Raw genomic sequence first — 23,003 nt, 5'->3', positions numbered from 1 at the left:
TGTTGAAAGTGAAATATTTACATTTTTTATATTTTACTGATATTTTATTAATATTAAGCAATTCATTTTTTTATGATTAGAAATCAATGTGGTAGTTTATAATCAAGCAGAGGAAAAGTTCTAAAATTTTAGTCAAGAAAGGGTTTAGTATTTTGTCAAGGGAAAATAGTAGAACTCTCTATTTTGTAAAAAATAGCTAGAAAGAAAGTTGGTAAAATGAAAGATATTTTTAATAAACGTCAATGTTTTTCGATTCGAAAGTTTTCTGTTGGAGTGGCTTCTGTATTAATAGGCATTGCTTTGTTTACACCATCCCAGGGAGTACTTGCTTCTACGGAAAATTCTCCATCTTCTGTGGATAAAAGAGAAGAAGTTCAACCTATGCTAGATAATCAAAATAATCCTTCTTCTGAGTTAGATACCAGAGATGTTCCAATAGGATTTACAAGGACTACAGAACCCGTCAGATCTGGGAATAAGGAAAATAATAGCTTGATCACAAGGGATTTCGTGGCGGGTGAAGACAGATCAAGCACTCCAGCGGTGAGAGCAGCATCAAATCCTTCCGAGGTTAAAAAGTATGAATTAACTGATGAGTATGCTAAGCAAATAAAAGCAGGAGTAATCGGTTCAGAAGGTAATAAGCTTGATAGTTTATTGTTAAACGGCTCTAAGTTAAGTCCAGAAGCCTATACAGATGATGATTACTTGAAGGATAAAGAAGAACTTTATATTTATGAAAAAGGTGGGAAAAAATATGTAGGTTATAATAGTCATCCCTTATTAGAAGATACTGATGGTGATGGTATTATTGACAGTAAAGAAAAGCCAGATGAAAAATTAAAATGGAATGTAAGTGAGCGCGATATGATTATGTTCATGGAATTATCCTACCGTGATGATAATTATATTGATAGAGTGCTGGATCATAAGAGACCCTTAACAGAGTCAGAGTTATATAAAAAGAATGGTGACAGTAAACCACGTTATGAGTATATGATGATGAATAAGGAATTGGGGCCTTATTGGGAAAGGAAGAAAAGTTACCATACCTCCAGTGGACTAGATGCTGTCTTGTATGAAACGAAGAGTGATTTCTTATATTTACCAAATGGAACTGCACAAGTATTAGCCTTTCGTGGAACAAGTGATGCGAAAGATATAGGAGCTGATATAACACTTGGATTAGGAAGCAATCCTCAACAAGGGATAGATGCAGAAAATATTATGCATGAACTAGCTAAAGATAAGAGTATTACTAATCTTTATTTGACAGGTCATTCTTTAGGAGGATATTTAGTACAACGGGCAATGGTTGAAGCTTATCAGTTGGCATATTCTGACAGCAGAGTCATGTCTCCTAAAGAACAGTTGGCTTATAGAAACGTTTATAATAATGTATTAAAAAAAGGCACAACCTTTAATGCTCCAAAAGTTGTGACCAATTTGCTTTCCAGTCGTGAATTTTGGCAAAAAGGTTTAGATAGCAAAAAAATAGCCAAGTCTGGTAAAATGACTCATTATATTGTTGATAATGATTTGGCGATAAGAAAAGGCGTCAGCAATGATAGTGATGTTGTTATAAATGTTGGACGAACCAGTGGAGGTCACAGTTCACGTTCTTATTTTGAAGCTGATATGATTAATAGACGATCAGAGTTTATATCTGGGAAACGAATTTCCTTAGATGGGACAGGTTATCAAGATAAAAACATTGCAACAGTTAAATCTGTAGAAAAAGTTGGAGAAACTGTTGTATATAGTAAACGCGGAGATGACATCATTAAGTCAATAACTGTGAGTATGAAAGATCTCGATACAGGACAGATTACTAACAATACAATTGATGAAGTGTTTAAGAAAGATGGAGCCAAATCTACAGTTGTCGTTACCCAACTTGAGCCAAGTGTACGTTATGAAAAAGATGCCACAAGAGCTAAAGGTGAAGCTAATGTAACAACAACTGGTACTTCAGGTACTAGTACAGTAACAACAACTTATAGTGTAGATCCTAACACTGGAGATCTGATTGAACATGTAGGACAACCAGTAGTTAAGCAACCGGCAATAGAAACAGTTGTCAAAGTCGCAGCCAAGGATGAAGTAGAATACATTAAAAAAGGAGACGACGTTGTTAAGAAGACAACAAGCTACACAGTAAACTCAAAAACTGGCAGCCTTACTTCGACTAAGAAGGAAGAAGTAGTCAATAAAGGTGGCGCGAAGGATATAGTTGAGTATAATTCAGTTGAACCCAAAACAGTTTATTTAAAAGATGAAAACAGTCCAAAAGGTACTGATACCGTTCAATTTCTAGGGAGATCAGGAAAATCTAAAGTCACCACAACCTATAGCGTAAATCCAGTAAATGGAGCCCTAACTCCAACAAAAGGGGGATCAGAAGTCGTAACTCTACCAATAGCTAGAGTTGTAAAAGTAGGAGCTAAGGATAGAGTAGACGTAGAAACAATCCCATCTCCAGTAAAATACGAAAAAGATGCTAGTCGAGAAAAAGGCCAAGCCAATATTACTGTCCCAGGAAAAGACGGAAGTAAGACAACCACCACGACTTACACAGTAAATCCAGACAATGGGGAAGTTACTCCAAATGAAGGAAATCCAGTAATAGTAAATCCAACAGAAACAATCGTTAAAGTCGCGGCTAAGGATCAAGTAGTAGAAACGCCAATTGAGCCCACAGTGGTTTATGAAAGAGATGACACTCGTGACTTTGGTACACCAGACAAGCCTAGAAAAGGAGCAAAAGGAAAATCTGTAACGACTACAAGGTATGACGTTAATCCAAATAATGGAACAGTCACAGAACAGGTTGGTAAGCCAGTGGTCACCCCAGCTGGTAAAACAATAGTTAAGGTTGGAGCTAAAACTAAGGTTGAGAGTAGCAAGGATGACCAAGGTCGTGAAGTTATCAACACTACAACTTATGAAGTTGATCCAAAAACAGGTAAGGTAACTTCTACAACAGTAATTACTTACGGGACAAGGAAAGAACTAACGATTGAGAAGATGGTAGTACCATCTCCAGTAGTTTACGAAAAAGATGATACGAAAGAAAAAGGTACAGTCCCAACTACTGTTAAAGGTGAGGATGGTGAAGACACTATCACAACAACTTACACTGTGGACACTAATACTGGAAAGATTACAGCAAGTGAAGGTAAACCAGTTCGTACGAAAGAACCAACGAATACAGTCGTCAAAGTCGCAGCCAAGGACAAAGTAGAAAAAACAGAAATCTCATCACCTAAGAAATATGTGAAAGATGATACACGCGACAAAAATCAACCAAATGTGGAAGAAGCAGGCCAAGCAGGTTCAAGTACTATCACAACAACATATAGTGTTGATTCTACTACAGGCGCTATTACAGAAACAGTAGAAAAACCAGTAGTAGTAAATCCAACAGCAACAATAGTCAAAGTCGCAGCCAAGGACAAAATAGTAGAAACACCAATTGAACCTGAAGTTGAATATGTTAGAGATGGTGAACGAGAAGTTGACACACCTAATGAACGTATTGAAGGAGCTAAAGGTAAAACAGTTACTACAACCACTTACGATGTAGATTCAAAGGACGGTCATATCACAGAACACGTTGGCACCCCAGTCGTCACCCCAGCAGGTAAGACAATCGTTAAAGTAGGAGCTAAAACTAAGGTTGAACAATCTAAAGATTCTGAAGGTCGCGATGTGATTGAGACCACTACCTATGAAGTTGATCCAGAAACAGGTAAGGTAACTCCAACAACCGTGCTAACTTATGGGAAAACGAAAGAACCAACGAATACAGTCGTCAAAGTCGCAGCCAAGGACAAAGTAGTAGAAACCCCGATTGAACCTGAAGTTGGATATGTTAGAGATGGTGAACGAGAAGTTGACACACCTAATGAACGTATTGAAGGAGCTAAAGGTAAAACAGTTACTACAACCACTTATGATGTAGACTCAAAGGACGGTCATATCACAGAACACATTGCTAATAATATAACAACACCAGCTAAGGTAACACCAGGTAAAGTCACTCCAGCAACTCCAGTCACACCTGCTACTAATGGAGGTTCTGATCAAGATACACCTGCACCAATAACTCCAATTCCAGATGCAGTTACTCCGAATGAAAATCATGAAGATACTACAGATGCTAGTGATAGTGATAGTGGAGCTAAGTCAAATGATTCTCAAAATGTATTGCCAAATACAGGAACAGAATCAAATGCGACTCTTGCATCTCTAGGACTTCTTGGTCTGCTAGGCGGTCTCGGACTTGCTCTTGGAAAGAAAAAAGAAGACTAAAAATTTAGTCAAATGAACATTCATTCTTTTGTATTGTAAAGACAAACTAGATTGGTTCTGGGAATCGTGTTCGTCATAAAATAAAAAGAATGTTTAGATAAAGAAAGCGAACAATGCTAGGATTTTGTTAAAGGGAATTCTAAGTATTGTTCGCTTTTGTGGTATAATAAGTACTATGCAGAAAAAACCAACGTCAGCCTATGTGCACATCCCATTTTGTACCCAGATTTGTTATTATTGTGATTTTTCAAAAGTTTTTATTAAGAATCAGCCAGTCGACAGTTATTTAGAGCATCTGTTAGAAGAGTTTCGTTCTTATGATATTCAAAAGTTGCGGACCCTCTACATTGGTGGTGGGACACCAACAGCCTTGTCAGCTCCGCAACTGGAGGTGTTATTGAAGGGCTTGACTAAAAACTTGGACTTGTCTGCCTTGGAAGAGTTGACCATTGAAGCCAATCCAGGCGACTTGGACGCGGATAAGATTGCTGTTTTGAAAAACTCGGCTGTCAATCGTGTTTCGCTAGGCGTGCAGACCTTTGACGACAAGATGCTGAAAAAGATTGGGCGCAGTCATTTGGAGAAGGATATTTATGAAAATATCGACCGCCTGAAATTGGCTGGTTTTGACAACATCTCCATTGATTTGATTTATGCGCTGCCTGGTCAGACCATGGAGCAGGTCCAGGAAAATGTGGCTAAGGCCATTGGACTGGATATTCCCCACATGAGTTTGTATAGCTTGATTTTGGAAAATCATACGGTCTTTATGAACCGTATGCGACGAGGGAAATTGCCTCTGCCTAAGGAGGAACTGGAAGCGGAGATGTTTGAGTACATCATCACTGAGCTTGAGCGAGCAGGCTTTGAGCATTATGAGATTTCTAATTTCTCCAAACCTGGTTTTGAAAGTCGCCACAATCTTATGTACTGGGACAATGCTGAATACTATGGCATCGGTGCTGGAGCATCTGGTTATGTCAATGGTATTCGATATAAAAATCATGGTCCCATTCGCCATTATCTTAATGCGGTTGAGGAAGGCAATGCTCGTATCACAGAGGAGTACCTGAGTCAAAAAGAGCAAATGGAAGAAGAAATGTTCCTGGGACTCCGCAAGAAATCAGGAGTCTCCATGGCGCGATTTGAGGAAAAATTTGGACGGTCTTTTGATGGACTTTATGGAGAAATTGTCAGAGGCTTGGTTCAACAGGGTCTCATGCAAATAGAGGGTGACCGAGTTCGCATGACAAAAAGAGGTCTCTTCTTAGGAGACACCGTAGCAGAACGATTTATTTTGGAGTAGGATGATGGGCTTAACTTATCAAATGAAAATGAAAATTCCTTTTGATATGGCTGACATGAACGGTCATATCAAACTTCCAGATGTGATTTTGCTGTCTCTGCAAGTTTCAGGGATGCAGTCGATTGAGCTGGGAGTTAGTGATAAGGCTATTTTAGAAGAGCATAATCTGGTCTGGATTATCACAGACTATGATATTGAGGTGGTTCGTTTGCCTCGTTTTGCGGAAGAAATTACCATCGAAACGGAAGCTTTGAGCTACAATCGACTTTTTTGCTACCGTCGCTTTACCATTTATGATGAAGCGGGGCAGGAACTCATCCACATGATGGCTACCTTTGTTCTCATGGACCGAGACAGTCGAAAAGTCCATGCTGTCGAACCTGAGATTGTGGCTCCTTACCAGTCTGATTTTGATAAAAAGCTCATCCGCGGACCAAAGTATGAATCCTTGGACGAGCCAGTCAGCAAGGATTACCATGTTCGTTTTTACGACTTGGATATGAATGGCCATGTCAATAACAGTAAATACTTGGACTGGATTTTTGAGGTTATGGGAGCGGAATTTTTGACCCACTATATTCCCAAGAAAATCAATCTCAAGTATGTCAAGGAAGTTCGACCAGGTGGGGTGATCACATCGTCTGTTGAACGGACTGGACTGGAAAGCAAGCATGAGATTACAAGCGACGGTGCGACCAATGCTCAAGCTATCATCACTTGGCAAGAAATAAAAAAGGATTAGGGAAAAATAGATGAAATATAAAGGCTATTTAATTGATTTAGACGGAACCATTTATAAAGGCAAAGACAGAATTCCAGCAGGAGAGGCTTTTGTCCACGAATTGCAAAAGCGAGACATCCCCTATCTCTTTGTAACCAACAATACAACCCGTACTCCAGAGAGTGTTAAGGAGATGTTGGCTCAGAATTTTAATATCGATACGCCTCTATCGACTGTCTACACAGCGACTTTGGCGACTATCGACTATATGAACGACTTGGGGCTTGAAAAGACCGTCTATGTCATCGGAGAAGCAGGGCTTAAGGAAGCCATCAAGGCGGCTGGTTATGTCGAAGACAAGGAAAATCCTGCCTATGTAGTAGTAGGTCTGGACTGGCAAGTTGACTATGAAAAATTTGCGACAGCAACTCTAGCTATTCAAAAGGGTGCTCACTTTATCGGAACCAACCCTGACCTCAACATCCCGACAGAACGAGGGCTTTTGCCGGGGGCTGGTTCGCTGATTACCCTGCTTGAAGTAGCAACACGAGTGAAGCCTGTTTATATTGGGAAACCAAATGCCATTATTATGGACAAGGCAGTTGAACACTTAGATTTGGAACGTGAAGAGTTGATTATGGTTGGGGACAACTACTTAACAGATATTCGAGCAGGAATTGACAATGGCATTCCAACGCTCTTGGTGACGACAGGTTTCACCAAGGCAGAAGAAGTAGCAGACCTACCAATCGCACCGACTCATGTAGTTTCTAGCCTTGCGGAGTGGAATTTTGATGAAAACTAAACTGACCTTTTGGAGCTCTATGCTCTTTCTACTCTCCCTCTCAATCCTTTTGACTATTTATTTGGCTTGGATTTTTTATCCGCTGGAAATCAAGTGGCTAAACTTAACGGATCGAGTCTATCTAAAACCAGAAACCATTCAATACAATTTTCATATCTTGATGAATTATCTGACTAATCCTTTTAGTCAGGTCCTAGAGATGCCAGATTTTCGTTCGTCAGCAGCTGGTCTGCACCATTTCGCAGTGGTCAAGAATCTCTTTCATTTGGTTCAGCTAGTAGCTCTAGTGACACTACCAAGTTTCTATGTCTTTGTCAAAGGGATTGTGAAAAAGGGCTTCTTGTCTCTATTTAGTAAAGTGCTTTTGGCTCTAGTGGTTTTGCCCTTACTGATTGGGCTTGGGGGAGTTTTGATTGGTTTTGACCAATTCTTTACTCTGTTCCATCAAATTCTCTTTGTGGGAGATGATACCTGGCTTTTTGATCCAGCCAAGGATCCTGTTATACTGATTTTGCCAGAGACCTTCTTCCTTCATGCCTTCCTTCTCTTTTTTGCCCTCTATGAAAGCTTCTTTGGCTATCTTTATCTGAAAAGTCGGAGAAAGTGAACCGAAAGCTGTTTTTAATTTGTATATATAAAAATGTATACAAATTAAAGCTATCCTTAAGAGTGAATTAAGCAAATCTAATTGTGTCAATCGTTCGCGAACAGTCTATTTTTCTTGAAAAAATAGGCTTTTTTTCTAAAAATCTCTAGTCAAGCGCTTTATTTTTTTGTATAATAGAAGTAGCAAAGTATAGATAAGAAGAGAAAAGCATGATTACACTATTTCTATCACCGAGCTGTACATCATGTCGTAAGGCTAAGGCCTGGTTAGAAAAACATAAGGTTCCCTTTGTGGAACACAATATTATGACCAGTCCTTTAACAAGAAAAGAATTGCAACACATCCTTTCCTTGACCGAAAATGGTACTGATGACATCATTTCAACTCGTTCAAAAATTTTTCAAAAATTGAATATTGATGTAGAGAGTATTTCGGTATCGGAATTGCTTCATTTGATTGAGCAGTATCCTAGTCTTTTGCGTCGTCCAATTATTATTGATGCCAAGCGTATGCAAATCGGTTTTAATGAAGATGAGATTCGTGCTTTTCTCCCTCGTAGTTATCGTAAGCAAGAACTAAAAGAAGCAAGAATGAGAGCTGGTATTAGTTAATGAACAAACAGTATAGTTACCCACTAGATTTGTCGTGGAGCACTGAAGAACTTGCTTCAGTGCTTTCTTTTTTTAATGATGTTGAAGCTGCCTATGAAGGCAAAGTAGAGGCTAAAAAGTTACTGGACTCCTATAAGGGATTCAAAGCGGTCGTGCCAAGCAAGAGCGAAGAGAAACGTTTGGGACGAGAATTTGAAACGGTTAGTGGCTATTCACTTTACCGAGCAGTTCAGGCTGCCAAAGAAAAAGAGGAAGGAAAGATTTCTCTTGGAAAGTAAATTTGAATTTGCTAAAGAGCTAATTAAGAAAGCGGGTCAGTACATCCTTGACCACATGCAGGAAGACTTGCGTGTTGAGACCAAGTCCTCTCCAACAGATTTGGTGACCAGACTGGACAAGGAAGTTCAGGAACTCTTGGTTGGTGAGATTTTGTCCCGTTATCCTGAGGATAAGATTTGTGCTGAAGAAGGGTGTCTGCGAGCTTCGGTTCAAGAGGGCAAGGTTTGGGTCATTGATCCCATTGATGGTACCAATAACTTTGTAGCCCAGCAGGAAGATTTTGCTGTTATGATGGCTTATTTTGAAAATGGTCAGGGACAGTTTGGCCTAATTTATGATGTGGTCAAAGGGGATTGTTACCACGGTGGTGGGGTCTTTCCAGTTTGTCGAAATAATAAGCCCCTAGCTCCCTTTAAACCAAAACCACTTGGAGATTTTCTCATTGCAGGAAATAGTGGTATGCTAGAAACCAATGAATGGGGACTAGCTGATTTGAGTCGAGCCGTCCTCGGTGTTCGTGTCTATGGGAGTGCGGCCATTAGTTTTGCCAAGATTTTGTCAGGGCGTTTGTTGACCTATGTCACTTATCTGCAACCATGGGATTATGCTGCGGCTAGTATTTTAGGGGAAAGTCTGGGCTATCGGGTGGTGACCCTATCTGGTCAACCGCTTGATTTTCAAACCAGACAACCGGTCATGATGCTACCTCTTGAGATGCAGGAGGAAATTCAGTCCTATATTTACGAAAGGAAAAGAACTTAAATGCAATTTCCAGAAGGATTTGTTGAAAAATATGAAGAGATACTAGGAGATGAGGCAAGAGATTTTCTTGCCTCTTTTGAGGAGGAAGCGGTTTCGGCCTTTCGGGTCAATCCTTTAAAAGAAGCGCAACTTTCCTTTTCTGATACCATTCCTCAAACTCCTTGGGGACATTATGGGAAGGTTTCAGGGAAATCGCCTGAGCATGCTACTGGTTTAGTTTATTCGCAAGAACCTGCTGCTCAGATGGTTGCTCAGGTAGCCCAGCCCAGTCCTGGTATGAAGGTCTTGGACTTGGCAGCTGCACCGGGAGGTAAATCAACTCAACTAGCAGCCTATCTAGCTGGAGAGGGCCTTCTCGTCTCCAATGAAATTTCAAGCAAACGGGCTAAGATTTTAGTAGAAAACATGGAGCGCTTTGGAGCGACAAATGTTGTGGTGACCAATGAATCTGCTGACCGCTTGGCCAAGGTCTTTAAAGGCTATTTTGACCTCATTGTCCTTGATGCCCCTTGCTCTGGTGAAGGAATGTTTCGTAAGCAACCAGATGCTATGAACTATTGGAGCTTAGATTATCCGAGTCAATGTGCTAGCTTGCAAAGAGAAATTCTGGAGGATGCAGTGACCATGTTAGCTGAAGGTGGTCATCTGGTTTATTCGACCTGTACCTGGGCACCCGAGGAAAACGAAGAGATTGTCAATTGGTTGCTGGAAGAGTATGATTTTGACTTGTTGCCAGTAGAGCATATCAATGGAATGGTAGCTGGTATTGACCTGCCAGAAACGGCTCGGATGTATCCTCATCAGTTTAAGGGAGAGGGTCAGTTTGTTGCCCATCTACAGTTTAAGGGTAACAATCCAGCTCCTAAATTTAAGGCAAGTAAGAGTAACCTCAGCCGTGAACAAGTTGCCTTGTGGCAGGAATTTGCCCAAAACCATTTGAAGGTCAATCTACCGGGTATCTTGCAGACTTTTGGAGACCAGCTTTATCTCTTGCCAGAACTTTTGCCAGATTTAGGGAAGCTCAAGATTGCTCGCAATGGACTGCATCTGGGCACTTTTAAGAAGAAACGCTTTGAGCCCAGTTTCGCTCTTGGTTTAGCCTTGAAACCGAGTCAGGTCGAACAGTCGGTTGAAATTGGCCAAGAAGCGTTTGTCAAGTATGCGGCTGGAGAAACCGTTCAGCTGGCAGAAAGTCTGCCAAATGGTTGGTACCAAGTTTTGGTTAAAGGCAATGGCTTGGGCTTTGCAAAGGTTACTGGAAATGTTTTGAAAAATTATTTTCCAAAAGGCCTCAGATTCAAATGAAAATGCTAGTCAAATATCTTATTCTATGTTATAGTGAAAGTATGGATTTTTTTAGTAGGATGATTCTTGATATCTTGATTGCCATTACATGTAGTTTTACTACTCAATGAAAATCAAAGAGCAAACTAGGAAGCTAGCCATAGATAGCTCAAAACATTGGTTTGAAGAGATTTTCAAAGAGTACAAGAAGTTTAGTTATTAGCGTTCTTACCGCTTGTAAACTAGATTTCCCATAAAATAGAATCTTTTCCTTTTAGTTGTAAACTAGTCTGGGAGAGTAGAGAGGTTTGAGATACCTTTCTAGCTTTTGGATTATCATCTAAGGAGAGTAACCTTTTCCTTGCATTAAAAAGGGGAAAAAGAGACACGAAATGACTATAATGGGTGACAATGGGGGAAGGGATAGACAAGAGATTTTATCCACATATGAAAAAAGGAGGTTAGAAAAGAGTAATATAGCCTATATTATATAAATAATCAATTGCGCAGAAATTTGGTAAGAATTCATGCGTCAACTCATAAAGAACTACTTAAAAAATTCACAGTATTCATAATTATTTTCGAGGAGAAAAACAGTGAAAAAAAGAAAAAAGCTTGCTCTGTCTCTTATCGCTTTTTGGCTGACGGCTTGTTTAGTAGGCTGTGCTAGCTGGATTGATCGTGGAGAATCCATAACGGCTGTTGGCTCAACTGCCTTGCAACCCTTGGTTGAAGTAGCGGCAGATGAATTTGGCACGATCCATGTTGGAAAAACGGTCAATGTCCAAGGGGGAGGTTCTGGTACAGGCTTGTCCCAGGTTCAGTCTGGGGCAGTTGATATAGGAAACTCAGATGTATTTGCTGAGGAAAAAGACGGAATTGATGCTTCTGCTCTTGTTGACCACAAGGTCGCGGTAGCTGGCTTGGCTCTGATTGCCAATAAGGAGGTTGATGTTGATAACCTAACGACAGAGCAACTTCGTCAAATCTTCATAGGTGAGGTAACCAATTGGAAAGAGGTTGGTGGTAAGGACTTACCCATCTCTGTTATCAATCGGGCAGCCGGCTCTGGCTCTCGTGCTACCTTTGATACTGTCATTATGGAAGGTCAGTCCGCCATGCAAAGTCAGGAGCAGGATTCAAATGGAGCGGTAAAATCAATCGTATCAAAAAGTCCAGGAGCTATCTCTTATTTATCTCTTACCTATATAGATGATTCGGTCAAAAGCATGAAGTTGAATGGCTATGACTTAAGTCCAGAAAATATAAGTAGCAATAATTGGCCCTTGTGGTCTTATGAGCATATGTATACATTGGGGCAGCCCAATGAGTTGGCTGCAGAATTTCTCAATTTTGTTCTCTCGGATGAGACCCAAGAAGGGATTGTCAAAGGATTGAAGTATATTCCGATTAAGGAAATGAAGGTTGAAAAAGATGCTGCCGGAACTGTGACAGTGTTGGAAGGGAGACAATAATGAATCAAGAAGAATTAGCTAAGAAAATGTTGCTTCCATCAAAGAATTCTCGTCTGGAGAAATTAGGAAAAGGTTTGACCTTTGCCTGTCTTTCTTTGATAGTCATCCTTGTGGCCATGATTTTGGTTTTCGTAGCGCAAAAAGGCTTGTCGACCTTCTTTGTCAATGGTGTGAATATCTTTGACTTTCTTTTGGGAGGAACTTGGAATCCTTCTAGTAAAGAATTTGGTGCCCTTCCTATGATTTTGGGTTCCTTTATCGTTACCATTCTCTCAGCCCTTATCGCAACACCCTTTGCTATTGGTGCAGCAGTTTTTATGACCGAAGTATCACCAAAAGGGGCGAAGATTTTGCAACCAGCTATTGAACTCCTGGTTGGGATTCCTTCAGTAGTGTACGGATTTATTGGCTTGCAAGTCGTCGTTCCCTTTGTTCGCAGTGTCTTTGGTGGGACTGGTTTTGGGATTTTGTCAGGGATTTCCGTCCTCTTTGTCATGATTTTGCCGACCGTAACCTTTATGACAACGGATAGCTTGCGTGCGGTTCCTCGTTATTATCGTGAAGCCAGTTTCGCTATGGGAGCCACTCGCTGGCAGACTATCTGGCGTGTGATCTTGAAGGCGGCCCGTTCTGGTATTTTCACTGCAGTGGTCTTTGGGATGGCGCGTGCCTTTGGTGAGGCTTTAGCTATCCAGATGGTTGTCGGAAACTCAGCTGTTATTCCAACTTCCTTGACCACACCAGCTGCAACTTTAACTTCTATATTAACTATGGGAATTGGGAACACTGTCATGGGAACTGTAAATAATAATGTTCTCTGGTCACTGGCCTTGGTACTGCTCTTGATGAGTTTAGTTTTTAACAGTGTGATTAAATTGATTACGAAAGAAAGAGGAAAGAAAAATTATGCGCGCTAAGAAATTAGATAAACTTGCAACAGCTGTCCTCTATACGATTGCTAGCATCATTGTGACAATCTTGGCTTCCTTGATTCTCTATATCTTGGTTCGGGGCTTGCCCCATATCTCTTGGTCTTTCTTGACTGGAAGGTCTTCTGCTTTTCAAGCAGGTGGTGGGATTGGCATTCAGCTTTACAATTCCTTTTTCCTATTGGTCATTACTTTGATTATTTCTGTACCTCTTTCTATGGGAGCTGGGATTTACTTGGCTGAGTATGCTAAAAAAGGTCCTGTTACCAACTTTGTGCGGACTTGTATTGAAATCTTGTCCTCTTTACCATCAGTGGTGGTGGGTCTCTTTGGTTACTTGATCTTTGTAGTCCAGTTTGAGTATGGATTTTCAATCATTTCAGGCGCCTTGGCCTTGACAGTCTTTAACTTGCCTCAGATGACGCGTAATGTAGAGGATAGTTTGAAACATGTTCACCATACCCAACGTGAGGCTGGTCTGGCTCTTGGGATTTCTCGTTGGGAGACAGTGGTTCATGTTGTTATTCCAGAAGCGCTTCCAGGTATTGTAACGGGTGTCGTCTTGGCATCTGGTCGTATCTTTGGCGAAGCTGCAGCTCTGATTTATACAGCAGGGCAATCGGCGCCAGCTCTTGACTGGTCTAACTGGAATATCCTCAGTGTGACTAGCCCCATCTCTATCTTCCGTCAAGCAGAAACCTTGGCTGTCCATATCTGGAAAGTCAATAGTGAAGGCACTATTCCAGATGGAACTATTGTATCAGCAGGTTCTGCCGCTGTGCTCCTAATCTTTATCCTGATTTTTAACTTTGGAGCTCGTAAGTTCGGAAACTATCTACACAAGAAATTAACCGCTGTCTAAAGGAGAAGCCATGTCAACATATAACTGGGATGAGAAGCATATCCTTACCTTTCCTGAAGAAAAAGTAGCCCTTTCTACTAAGGATGTCCATGTTTACTATGGTAAAAATGAATCCATTAAGGGGATTGATATGCAATTTGAAAGAAATAAAATTACAGCTTTGATTGGTCCGTCGGGATCGGGGAAATCTACCTACTTACGCAGTCTCAATCGCATGAATGATACTATTGATATTGCTAAAGTAACTGGGCAGATTCTCTATCGTGGAATTGATGTCAACCGTCCAGAAATCAACGTTTATGAAATGCGTAAACACATTGGAATGGTTTTTCAACGCCCTAATCCATTTGCTAAGTCAATTTACCGTAATATTACCTTTGCGCATGAACGTGCTGGAGTTAAGGATAAGCAAGTCCTAGATGAAATCGTAGAAACCTCCCTTCGTCAGGCTGCCCTCTGGGATCAGGTTAAAGACGATCTCCACAAGTCAGCCTTGACCTTATCAGGTGGTCAGCAACAACGTCTCTGTATTGCTCGTGCCATCTCTGTTAAGCCAGATATCCTCTTAATGGATGAGCCAGCCTCAGCCTTGGATCCGATTGCGACCATGCAACTAGAAGAGACCATGTTTGAGCTCAAGAAAGACTTTACCATCATCATTGTAACGCATAATATGCAGCAGGCTGCTCGTGCAAGTGACTATACAGGCTTCTTTTACTTGGGTGATTTGATTGAGTATGACAAAACTGCAACTATTTTCCAAAATGCCAAGCTACAGTCCACCAATGACTATGTATCTGGTCACTTTGGTTAGAAAGGAAACCGTATGACAGATGCGATTTTACAGGTATCAGACCTGTCCGTTTATTATAATAAAAAGAAGGCTTTGAATAGTGTTTCCCTATCTTTCCAACCTAAGGAAATTACAGCCTTGATTGGTCCATCTGGATCAGGGAAGTCAACCCTCCTCAAGTCTCTCAACCGCATGGGAGATCTCAATCCAGAGGTGACCACAACTGGATCCGTGGTGTACAATGGTCACAACATCTACAGTCCGCGTACAGATACGGTTGAATTACGTAAGGAAATCGGAATGGTTTTCCAACAACCTAATCCTTTCCCTATGACTATCTATGAGAATGTTGTCTACGGGCTTCGTATCAATGGAATTAAGGATAAGCTGGTTCTGGATGAAGCCGTAGAAAAAGCCTTGCAAGGTGCCTCTATCTGGGATGAGGTCAAGGATCGTCTACATGATTCAGCTATTGGATTGTCAGGTGGTCAACAGCAGCGTGTCTGTGTGGCCCGTGTCTTGGCAACCAGTCCTAAAATCATCCTCTTGGATGAGCCAACTTCGGCTTTGGATCCGATTTCAGCTGGTAAAATTGAGGAAACCTTGTATGGTCTAAAAGACAAGTACACCATGCTTCTGGTAACCCGTTCCATGCAACAAGCTTCACGTATCTCTGATAAGACAGGATTTTTCCTAGATGGAGATTTGATTGAATTTAATGATACCAAGCAGATGTTCCTTGATCCCCAACACAAGGAAACGGAAGACTATATTACAGGAAAATTTGGATAAGGAGATGAAAGATGTTACGATCTCAATTTGAAGAAGATTTAGAGAAATTACATAACCAGTTCTACGCTATGGGACAAGAAGTGCTCTCACAAATCAATCGTACGGTGCGTGCCTTTGTCACGCATGACCGTGACCTGGCAAAAGAGGTCATCGAAGATGACGCAGAAGTAAATGAATACGAAGTGAAACTGGAAAAGAAATCATTTGAAATGATTGCACTCCAACAACCAGTCTCTCAAGATTTGCGTACAGTCTTGACTGTCCTTAAGGCTGTATCAGATGTGGAGCGTATGGGGGATCACGCTGTAGCCATTGCCCAGGCAACCATCCGTATGAAGGGGGAAGAGCGCATCCCAGCTGTAGAGGAAGAAATTCAAAAAATGGGACGTGAAGTTAAAAGCGTTGTTGAAGCAGCACTTGATCTTTATCTTAATGGTTCTGTTGACGACGCATACCGGGTAGCCTCCATGGATGAGCAAATTAACCACTATTTTGAAACTATCCGTGACCTTGCGACTGAAGAGATTAAGAAAAATCCAGAAGCCATTGTTACGGGTCGTGATTATTTCCAAGTTATTTCCTACTTGGAGCATATCGGTGACTATGCTAAAAATATCTGTGAATGGGTTGTTTACTTTGAAACAGGTAAGATTGTCGAATTATAAAGTATTCAAAGGATAAAATTATTGTGAAAGCTTACTTTTTAATACAGTAAGCTTTCATTGTATAGATAGTTTACTTTGTCAGAGGTGAATAATGAACTACATACGGAATATCAGAAAAAAAGTTGGAAAAGATAAAATTATTTTAAATTTTACCTGTGGAATATTAAGTCAATCAGGAAAAATTTTATTACAAAAACGAGCAGATGAAGGAACGTGGGGATTACCAGGTGGTGCTCTTGAATTAGGAGAATCGGCTTTAGAAGCTTTAGTGCGAGAGTTTTATGAAGAAACAGGAGTCGAAGTGAGGGTGGAAAAACTCTTAAATGTTTATACAAAATATTCAGACAGTTATCCGAATGGTGATGAGGCTCAAGTTCTTACAATCTTGTATTTAGTTTCATCTGAAACTTCTATCTCTACAAATTTTTTTACAAGTGATGAAACTTTAGAATTAGGATTTTTTGATCATAGTGACATACAAAATATTGCAATTGTAAACCAGCAGCATCAAGATATGATAAATGATTTTTTTGAAAATAAGTTCCCAATAGATAGATAAACTAACCACTGTATTTCTATTTTTAGTAAATATATTTTATGAAAATGCAAGAAAACACTTGACAAGTAACTTAGATATCGTTATAATTATACAAAATTAACAGAGGGGTTGTTTATTTATGAAATCAAAAAAATGGATATTTGTTTTATGTAGTTTTCTTGCAAGTTTCTTCTTAGTAGCTTGCCAGTCAGGTTCGAATGGTTCTCAGTCAGCTGTTGAGGCCATTAAGCAAAAGGGGAAATTGGTTGTGGCGACAAGTCCTGACTATGCACCTTTTGAATTTCAGTCTTTAGTTGACGGGAAAAATCAGGTAGTCGGTGCGGACATTGATATGGCTCAAGTTATCGCTGATGAACTTGGGGTGAAGTTGGAAATTTCAAGCATGAGTTTTGACAATGTCTTGACCAGTCTTCAAACTGGGAAGGCTGACCTAGCAGTTGCGGGAATTAGCGCTACTGACGAGAGAAAAGAAGTCTTTGATTTTTCAATCCCTTACTATGAAAACAAGATTAGTTTCTTGGTTCGTAAGGCTGATGTAGAAAAATACAAGGATTTAACTAGCCTTGAAAGTGCTAATATTGCGGCTCAAAAAGGGACTGTTCCAGAATCAATGGTCAAGGAACAATTGCCAAAAGCTCAATTAACTTCCCTAACTAATATGGGTGAAGCAGTCAATGAATTGCAGGTTGGAAAAGTAGATGCTGTTCATATGGATGAGCCTGTTGCACTTAGTTATGCTGCTAAAAACGCTGACTTAGCTGTCGCAATTGTCAGCTTGAAGATGAAGGACGGCGACGCCAATGCCGTTGCTCTTAGAAAAAATAGTGATGATTTGAGAGAAGTGGTAGACAAGGTCATCCAAAAACTCAAGGATGAAGGAACTTACCAAAGCTATCTTGAAAAAGCAGCAAGTCTAACTGAAGTTGAAGAATAAGAAAAAGCAGAGTTGGATGTCATTCCAATTCTGCTTTTAAATAGTTTAAAACCTTTTCCAGATTGTCTAGGGACACCTTGGCAAATTGATAAGGACAGGTGCTTAAATAGGCCTCTTCAAAGAAGTCCAAGCCTAGTTGACTGTGTTTGAGATTGGCGATTTTAGGATACTGTCTCAGGTCTAGCAATAAACCATCGTGAAGAGGAAAATGAGGAAGAGGACAGGGGCTGTAAGCTAGTCTTTCCTTGATTTGTTTTTGGTAAGTTTCTTGATTATTCAAGCGAGTCAGACGATTTTTCTCAAACAATTGACTATCGATATAGAGTGATAAGGCCTTTTGCATGATGAGGTTGCTGTCGTAGTCTAGGATATTTTTGTAGGCCACAAATGCTTCTTTGATAGCATTTGGAAGAATGAGTGCTGTAATACGAAGGGCTGGAAAGAGGCTGGTCGAGAAGGACTTGATATAAATGACACGCTCCTCTGTATCAAGATAGTGGAAGGTTTGGCCCTTCTTGGAGTCCAAATCACCCAGATAATCGTCCTCTACGATATAGACATCATACTTGGCTGCTAAGTCAAGAATAGCTCGTTTGTCCTGCTCAGAATAGGAATGGCCTAGAGGATAGTGAAATCGAGGAATGGTATAGAAAAACTTAATTTTTCCTGTTTTGAAGTGGCCTTCCAGTTCCTTCAAGTCAATCCCATCAATGCCTCGTTCAATCGTTTGATAGTCCAGACCCTGAGCAATCAAGAGGCGATTCATTCGATGGTAGGTCGGTTGTTCCACCAAGATTTCCTTGGCTTGGCTAGGGAAGGAAATTTGAGAAAGGATAAACAAGGCTTGTTGGGTTCCAGAAGTCAGTACCAGTTGGTCAGCCTTGCAGTAGAGGGCTTGGTCAAAGAGGAGTTGGTGAATGGATTGTCTTAAGTCTTCTAAACCTTCTTGATTTTCATAGTAGTTGAAGAGGTAGTTTTCCCGGCCAATCAAAGTTTCATTGACACAGAGTCGGAAATCGTCATAGGCGCTGGCGTGTTCATCCGTAACCTCGATTTCGAGGTCTTGGTGTTGCCCTTGTTCTAGGACATAGTAGCCACTCTGGGGCTTGGCATAGAGGTATTGTTCGTGCCGTAATTCCAGCAGGGCGCGCTGAACGGTGTCCTTGCTACAGTGAAAGTCAAGGCTTAGTTGACGGATAGAAGGCAGGCGACTTCCCGTCGGAAAGCGTCCAGACTCGATACCATTTTTCAGATAGGAAACGACCTCTTGGTACTTGCTTTGTTTCTTCATTCCAGACCTCCCTTGATTTTGTTACATTGTACCCTTTTTTTTCCTTCTTGGCAATATCTAGGGTGTTTCTCTCGTTCACATCTAAGAGCAAATGTGGTATATTCCCATCTTTAATACTTTTTTGAAATCAAAGAGCAACCAAATGCAGATGTGACAGTTTTTCGGAACTTTTTTCTCTTTAAAACAAAATATGTATTTTTATCTGGGGTTGGTTTGTTTTAAAAAGTTTTCATGCTAATTTCCCCGTATTACTTGCACATATTTTTAGGAAAAAGCTTGAAATCGTTTTCTAGTTGTGGTATAATAGAATTGGAAAATAAAAGTATACGAATGACTTGTTAGAAAGGAGTTTTAAATCAGAAAATCAAGTTATTTTATCAGTAATATATATTTGTGACTTGAAGGAGTGTTTTTTATGAAATTTAAAAAAAACTGTAACTTCAGCTCTTGTTGTATTATCACTATTTTCTATTATGTCTCCTTCTATAGTTTCTGTTAGAGTATTTGCTGATGATGTAACTACTACGGAAGTTTCTGAAATTAGTACCCAAGAACAAAAATAAATGGATGATGTAGCTAATGTTCTTGATCAAATGTTTAGAAATGGAGTTAATGAAAAAAATTTTACTGAATATGTTTATAAAAACTTTTCTCAAAAAGATATTGCTCTTGCGGAAAATAAATTAGAAACTAATATTAATAATCTCTATGACAGAGTCCCTTGGGATGAGATGGGAGGATGTATAGCGAGAAAAATACGAGAAGAATTTTTTGCTATGACCAATGTTTCGCTAATTGTTAAGTATGCGCAGAAAAAGGCTTGGTTAGAATTAGCTAAAGTGGTACTAAGATTTGTTAAAGCTAATGGACTTAAAACAAATATTTATATCATTGCTGGTCAGTTGGCTATTTGGGCAGTTCAGTGTGGTCTGGAATAATGCGTGATAAAAACTTTTTAATAAAAGATGGGATTATTAGCTTTTTGATTGGATTTGTATATGCATATTTAGTGTTACAAAAATTTATCCTTTGGAAAATCCTTTTGTTTGCATTTATTTTTGCAATTATTAATACAATATTTATGTTTGCTAGGAACAAAAAATAAATAATGATTTAGTTAAATAAAAAAAGGCCCCTAGGGAAGTGTGTTCCTTAGGGGTTGTTGTGCCAGTTCAAGTTTTGTTTCTGTCAAAATCTCAGGCTACTCGTCGGAAAGCGTCCAGACTCGATGCATTTTTCAGATAAGCTACGACCTCTTGGTACTTGCTTTGTTTCTTCATTCCAGACCTCCCTTGATTTTGTTACATTGTACCCTTTTTTTCTTTCTTGGCAATGTCTAAGGTGTTTCTCTCGTTCACATATAAAGCTAAATGTGGTATACTTAGGAGTAACATTTATAGAATAACAAACAAGAAAGAGAATGGATAAGAACGTGCAGGAACCAGTGAAATTATTTCAATACAATACCCTTGGAGCCTTGATGGCTGGCCTTTATGGTGGCACCATGACAGTAGGAGAATTGCTAGAGCATGGAGACCTTGGTTTGGGAACCTTGGATTCCATTGATGGGGAATTGATTGTCTTGGATGGCAAGGCTTATCAAGCCAAAGGCTCAGGAGAGCAACCGGAAATTGTAGAAGTATCACCAGATGCCCTTATTCCTTACGCAGCAGTAGTACCACATCAGGCAGAGGTCATTTTCCGCCAGCGCTTTGAGATGACAGACAAGGAATTGGAAGAACGGATTGAGTCTTATTATGACGGGGAAAATCTTTTCCGCTCTATCAAGATTCGTGGGGAATTTTCACATATGCATGTGCGCATGATTCCTAAGTCGGCACCAGATACCAAGTTTGCTGATGTCGCAACCCATCAACCTGAATATAGTCGTGACAATGTGGCAGGAACCATCGTTGGTTTCTGGACGCCAGAGATTTTCAATGGGGTCAGTTTGGCAGGATATCATCTACATTTTATCTCAGATGATTTGACCTTCGGTGGGCATGTTATGGACTTTGTTATCAAGGAAGGCATTATCGAGGTGGGAGCTATTGACCAGTTGGACCAACGTTTCCCAGTCCAAGACCGTCAATACTTGTTTGCTAAGTTCAATGTTGACGAGATGAAAAAAGATATTGAAAAGGCAGAATAGGAGAAGAAAATGATCATTCATATTATCATTACCATGGTGCTGTTGCTGGCTTTCTTGCTAGGGAGCGTTTGGTATGCCAAAAAGAAATACCAGACTAATCTAGCTGCCTTGGGATTGGGTGCAGTCGCTTTCTTTGTTTCTTCGCAGATTTTGGAAAAACTGGTGCATATCTTAGTTTTACATCCTCAAAAAGACGGTAGTATTGCTCTCTTGCAAGATCATCCGCTTGTCTATATCATCTATGGCCTAGCCATGGCAGCATTTTTTGAGGAAACGGCTCGTCTTATTTTCTTCAAATGGTTGGAGAAAAAGAGAAGTTTGGAAAAGGCAGACGCCTTGGCCTATGGGTTAGGGCATGGTGGTTTGGAGTTGATTTTCCTAGGTCTTACTAGTTTACTCAATCTCTACTTCGTGCTTTCGGCAGTTCAAACTCAGGATCCACAGGTCATGCAATTACTGTCTGAAAATATGTTGAAAACCATTCAGTCACTTTCGGTCTGGCAGATTTATTTGCTTGGTTTTGAGAGAATCTTGGCGCTAGGTTTCCAATTACTCTTGACTGTTTGGGTTTACCAAGCTGTTCGCCAGAAGAAATGGATTTATCTCCTAGCAGCCTATGGCCTACATGCCTTCTTTGACCTAGCACCATCTCTAGTCCAAGTTGGCTGGTTGACAAATCCAGTCTTGGTTGAAGTTGTCCTAGCACTTGAACTTGTTCTGGTTGCCTATGGGACCAAGGCAATCTTTTGTAAAAAATCATAAGAAAAAAGGGGGAAACCTCTTTTTCTTATGCAAAATCCAGACAAGGTCTTTTTATGGTCGTCAAATGTCTCTAAAAATGGTATAATGGAATGAATTTTGTAAAAGGAAGAGTGACATGTCTGTAAGAGAAAAAATGCTTGAAATCTTAGAAGGGATTGATATCCGTTTTAAGGAACCCTTGCATAGCTATAGTTATACAAAAGTAGGTGGAGAGGCCGATTATCTGGTCTTTCCACGAAATCGTTTTGAGTTGGCTCGCGTTGTCAAATTTGCTAATCAAGAAAATATCCCTTGGATGGTTCTTGGCAATGCTAGCAATATCATCGTTCGTGATGGTGGAATTCGTGGATTTGTCATCTTGTGTGACAAGCTCAATAATGTTTCTGTTGATGGCTATACTATTGAAGCAGAAGCAGGGGCTAACTTGATTGAAACAACTCGCATTGCGCTTCGTCATAGTTTGACTGGCTTTGAGTTTGCTTGTGGCATTCCAGGAAGCGTTGGCGGTGCTGTCTTTATGAATGCGGGTGCCTATGGTGGCGAGATTGCCCACATCTTGCAGTCTTGTAAGGTCTTGACTAAGGATGGGGAAATCGAGACCCTGTCTGCCAAGGACTTGGCTTTTGGTTACCGCCATTCAGCTATTCAGGAGTCTGGTGCAGTTGTCTTGTCAGCTAAATTTGCCCTAGCCCCAGGAACCCATCAGGTTATCAAGCAGGAAATGGACCGCTTGACGCACTTACGTGAACTCAAGCAACCTTTGGAATACCCATCCTGTGGTTCGGTCTTTAAGCGTCCAGTCGGGCATTTTGCAGGTCAGTTAATTTCAGAAGCTGGCTTGAAAGGCTATCGTATCGGTGGTGTTGAAGTGTCTGAAAAGCACGCAGGATTTATGATCAATGTTGCTGATGGAACGGCTAAAGACTACGAGGACTTGATTGAGTCTGTGATTGAAAAAGTCAAGAAACACTCTGGCGTTACTCTTGAGAGAGAAGTTCGTATCTTGGGTGAAAGCAAGTAGGAAGCTTTGGCTAAAAAGCTGCTGCTATGTCATGGAAAGGGGGTGAAAGCCTATCGTTAGTGCAGAAGAATGTAGGCAG

General features: G+C 40.4%; 22 protein-coding genes. 21 read left to right on the top strand and 1 reads right to left on the bottom strand.

The window, feature by feature from the left end; all coding sequences use genetic code 11:
• The first annotated feature begins 216 nt into the window (after positions 1–216).
• From HT709_RS05035 to HT709_RS04955, 17 genes are all read left to right on the top strand, one after another.
• A complete protein-coding gene (locus HT709_RS05035) occupies positions 217–4,314 on the top strand; it encodes a G5 domain-containing protein (RefSeq protein ID WP_172925568.1) in 4,098 nt (1,365 codons plus the stop codon).
• 175 nt (positions 4,315–4,489) lie between these two features.
• Positions 4,490–5,620 carry a radical SAM family heme chaperone HemW gene (hemW, locus tag HT709_RS05030; RefSeq protein WP_166731347.1) on the top strand — a complete coding sequence of 377 codons (1,131 nt, stop codon included), beginning with the start codon at positions 4,490–4,492 and terminating at the stop codon, positions 5,618–5,620.
• Positions 5,621–5,624: 4 nt separating this feature from the next.
• Positions 5,625–6,362 carry an acyl-[acyl-carrier-protein] thioesterase gene (locus HT709_RS05025; RefSeq protein WP_138704972.1) on the top strand — a complete coding sequence of 246 codons (738 nt, stop codon included), beginning with the start codon at positions 5,625–5,627 and terminating at the stop codon, positions 6,360–6,362.
• Positions 6,363–6,372: 10 nt separating this feature from the next.
• Entirely contained in the window at positions 6,373–7,146 is a 774-nt protein-coding gene (locus tag HT709_RS05020) for a TIGR01457 family HAD-type hydrolase (RefSeq protein ID WP_138704971.1), read from the top strand.
• On the top strand, positions 7,136–7,753 hold the full coding sequence (locus HT709_RS05015) for a TIGR01906 family membrane protein (RefSeq protein WP_023932785.1): 618 nt from the start codon (positions 7,136–7,138) through the stop codon (positions 7,751–7,753). The genes HT709_RS05020 and HT709_RS05015 overlap by 11 nt, the downstream gene beginning before the upstream one ends.
• A 209-nt stretch (positions 7,754–7,962) precedes the next feature.
• Positions 7,963–8,364 (top strand): Spx/MgsR family RNA polymerase-binding regulatory protein, encoded by a 402-nt coding sequence (locus HT709_RS05010; RefSeq protein WP_000631259.1) that lies wholly within the window; start codon positions 7,963–7,965, stop codon positions 8,362–8,364.
• Positions 8,364–8,642, top strand: a complete 279-nt coding sequence (locus tag HT709_RS05005; protein ID WP_001041972.1) for a UPF0223 family protein — start codon at positions 8,364–8,366, stop codon at positions 8,640–8,642. Before HT709_RS05010 ends, HT709_RS05005 begins: the two co-directional genes overlap by 1 nt.
• Entirely contained in the window at positions 8,632–9,405 is a 774-nt protein-coding gene (locus HT709_RS05000) for an inositol monophosphatase family protein (protein WP_000444027.1), read from the top strand. The genes HT709_RS05005 and HT709_RS05000 overlap by 11 nt, the downstream gene beginning before the upstream one ends.
• The gene (locus HT709_RS04995; protein ID WP_172925567.1) at positions 9,406–10,710 is read left to right on the top strand and encodes an RsmF rRNA methyltransferase first C-terminal domain-containing protein; all 1,305 of its coding nucleotides are present in this window, start codon (positions 9,406–9,408) and stop codon (positions 10,708–10,710) included.
• A 575-nt stretch (positions 10,711–11,285) separates the two neighbouring features.
• Positions 11,286–12,164, top strand: coding sequence for a phosphate ABC transporter substrate-binding protein PstS (pstS, locus tag HT709_RS04990; protein WP_000746334.1), 879 nt, complete (start codon positions 11,286–11,288; stop codon positions 12,162–12,164).
• Positions 12,164–13,081, top strand: a complete 918-nt coding sequence (gene pstC / locus HT709_RS04985; RefSeq protein ID WP_001070908.1) for a phosphate ABC transporter permease subunit PstC — start codon at positions 12,164–12,166, stop codon at positions 13,079–13,081. The genes pstS and pstC overlap by 1 nt, the downstream gene beginning before the upstream one ends.
• A complete protein-coding gene (gene pstA, locus HT709_RS04980) occupies positions 13,071–13,955 on the top strand; it encodes a phosphate ABC transporter permease PstA (protein WP_001201787.1) in 885 nt (294 codons plus the stop codon). Before pstC ends, pstA begins: the two co-directional genes overlap by 11 nt.
• 10 nt (positions 13,956–13,965) lie before the next feature.
• Positions 13,966–14,769, top strand: coding sequence for a phosphate ABC transporter ATP-binding protein PstB (pstB, locus tag HT709_RS04975; RefSeq protein WP_000109215.1), 804 nt, complete (start codon positions 13,966–13,968; stop codon positions 14,767–14,769).
• 12 nt (positions 14,770–14,781) lie between these two features.
• Complete coding sequence (gene pstB, locus HT709_RS04970; RefSeq protein ID WP_000128635.1) at positions 14,782–15,540, top strand: phosphate ABC transporter ATP-binding protein PstB; 759 nt, start codon at positions 14,782–14,784, stop codon at positions 15,538–15,540.
• A gap of 11 nt (positions 15,541–15,551) precedes the next feature.
• Entirely contained in the window at positions 15,552–16,205 is a 654-nt protein-coding gene (gene phoU, locus HT709_RS04965; protein ID WP_172925566.1) for a phosphate signaling complex protein PhoU, read from the top strand.
• A 91-nt stretch (positions 16,206–16,296) separates the two neighbouring features.
• On the top strand, positions 16,297–16,764 hold the full coding sequence (locus tag HT709_RS04960) for an NUDIX domain-containing protein (RefSeq protein WP_172925565.1): 468 nt from the start codon (positions 16,297–16,299) through the stop codon (positions 16,762–16,764).
• 118 nt (positions 16,765–16,882) lie between these two features.
• Positions 16,883–17,698 (top strand): ABC transporter substrate-binding protein, encoded by an 816-nt coding sequence (locus tag HT709_RS04955; protein ID WP_023936075.1) that lies wholly within the window; start codon positions 16,883–16,885, stop codon positions 17,696–17,698.
• 19 nt (positions 17,699–17,717) lie between these two features.
• Here the strand turns inward: HT709_RS04955 and HT709_RS04950 are convergent, their stop codons facing one another.
• Positions 17,718–18,989 (bottom strand): PLP-dependent aminotransferase family protein, encoded by a 1,272-nt coding sequence (locus HT709_RS04950; RefSeq protein WP_000744852.1) that lies wholly within the window; start codon positions 18,987–18,989, stop codon positions 17,718–17,720.
• A 563-nt stretch (positions 18,990–19,552) separates the two neighbouring features.
• Between HT709_RS04950 and HT709_RS04945 the strand changes: the two genes are divergently transcribed.
• The 4 genes from HT709_RS04945 (at position 19,553) to murB (ending at position 22,924) form a co-directional block, all read left to right on the top strand.
• Positions 19,553–19,927, top strand: coding sequence for a hypothetical protein (locus HT709_RS04945; RefSeq protein ID WP_000342870.1), 375 nt, complete (start codon positions 19,553–19,555; stop codon positions 19,925–19,927).
• A gap of 482 nt (positions 19,928–20,409) precedes the next feature.
• Entirely contained in the window at positions 20,410–21,141 is a 732-nt protein-coding gene (gene budA, locus HT709_RS04940; RefSeq protein ID WP_023936077.1) for an acetolactate decarboxylase, read from the top strand.
• A 9-nt stretch (positions 21,142–21,150) separates the two neighbouring features.
• Complete coding sequence (locus HT709_RS04935; RefSeq protein ID WP_119919707.1) at positions 21,151–21,903, top strand: YhfC family glutamic-type intramembrane protease; 753 nt, start codon at positions 21,151–21,153, stop codon at positions 21,901–21,903.
• A 115-nt stretch (positions 21,904–22,018) separates the two neighbouring features.
• Complete coding sequence (gene murB / locus HT709_RS04930; RefSeq protein ID WP_172925564.1) at positions 22,019–22,924, top strand: UDP-N-acetylmuramate dehydrogenase; 906 nt, start codon at positions 22,019–22,021, stop codon at positions 22,922–22,924.
• The last annotated feature ends 79 nt before the right edge of the window (positions 22,925–23,003 follow it).

The organism is Streptococcus sp. 1343 (genome assembly GCF_013277355.1).
In the GTDB taxonomy this organism is placed as follows: domain Bacteria; phylum Bacillota; class Bacilli; order Lactobacillales; family Streptococcaceae; genus Streptococcus; species Streptococcus pseudopneumoniae.
This window is presented reverse-complemented; position numbering and strand designations above follow the sequence as displayed.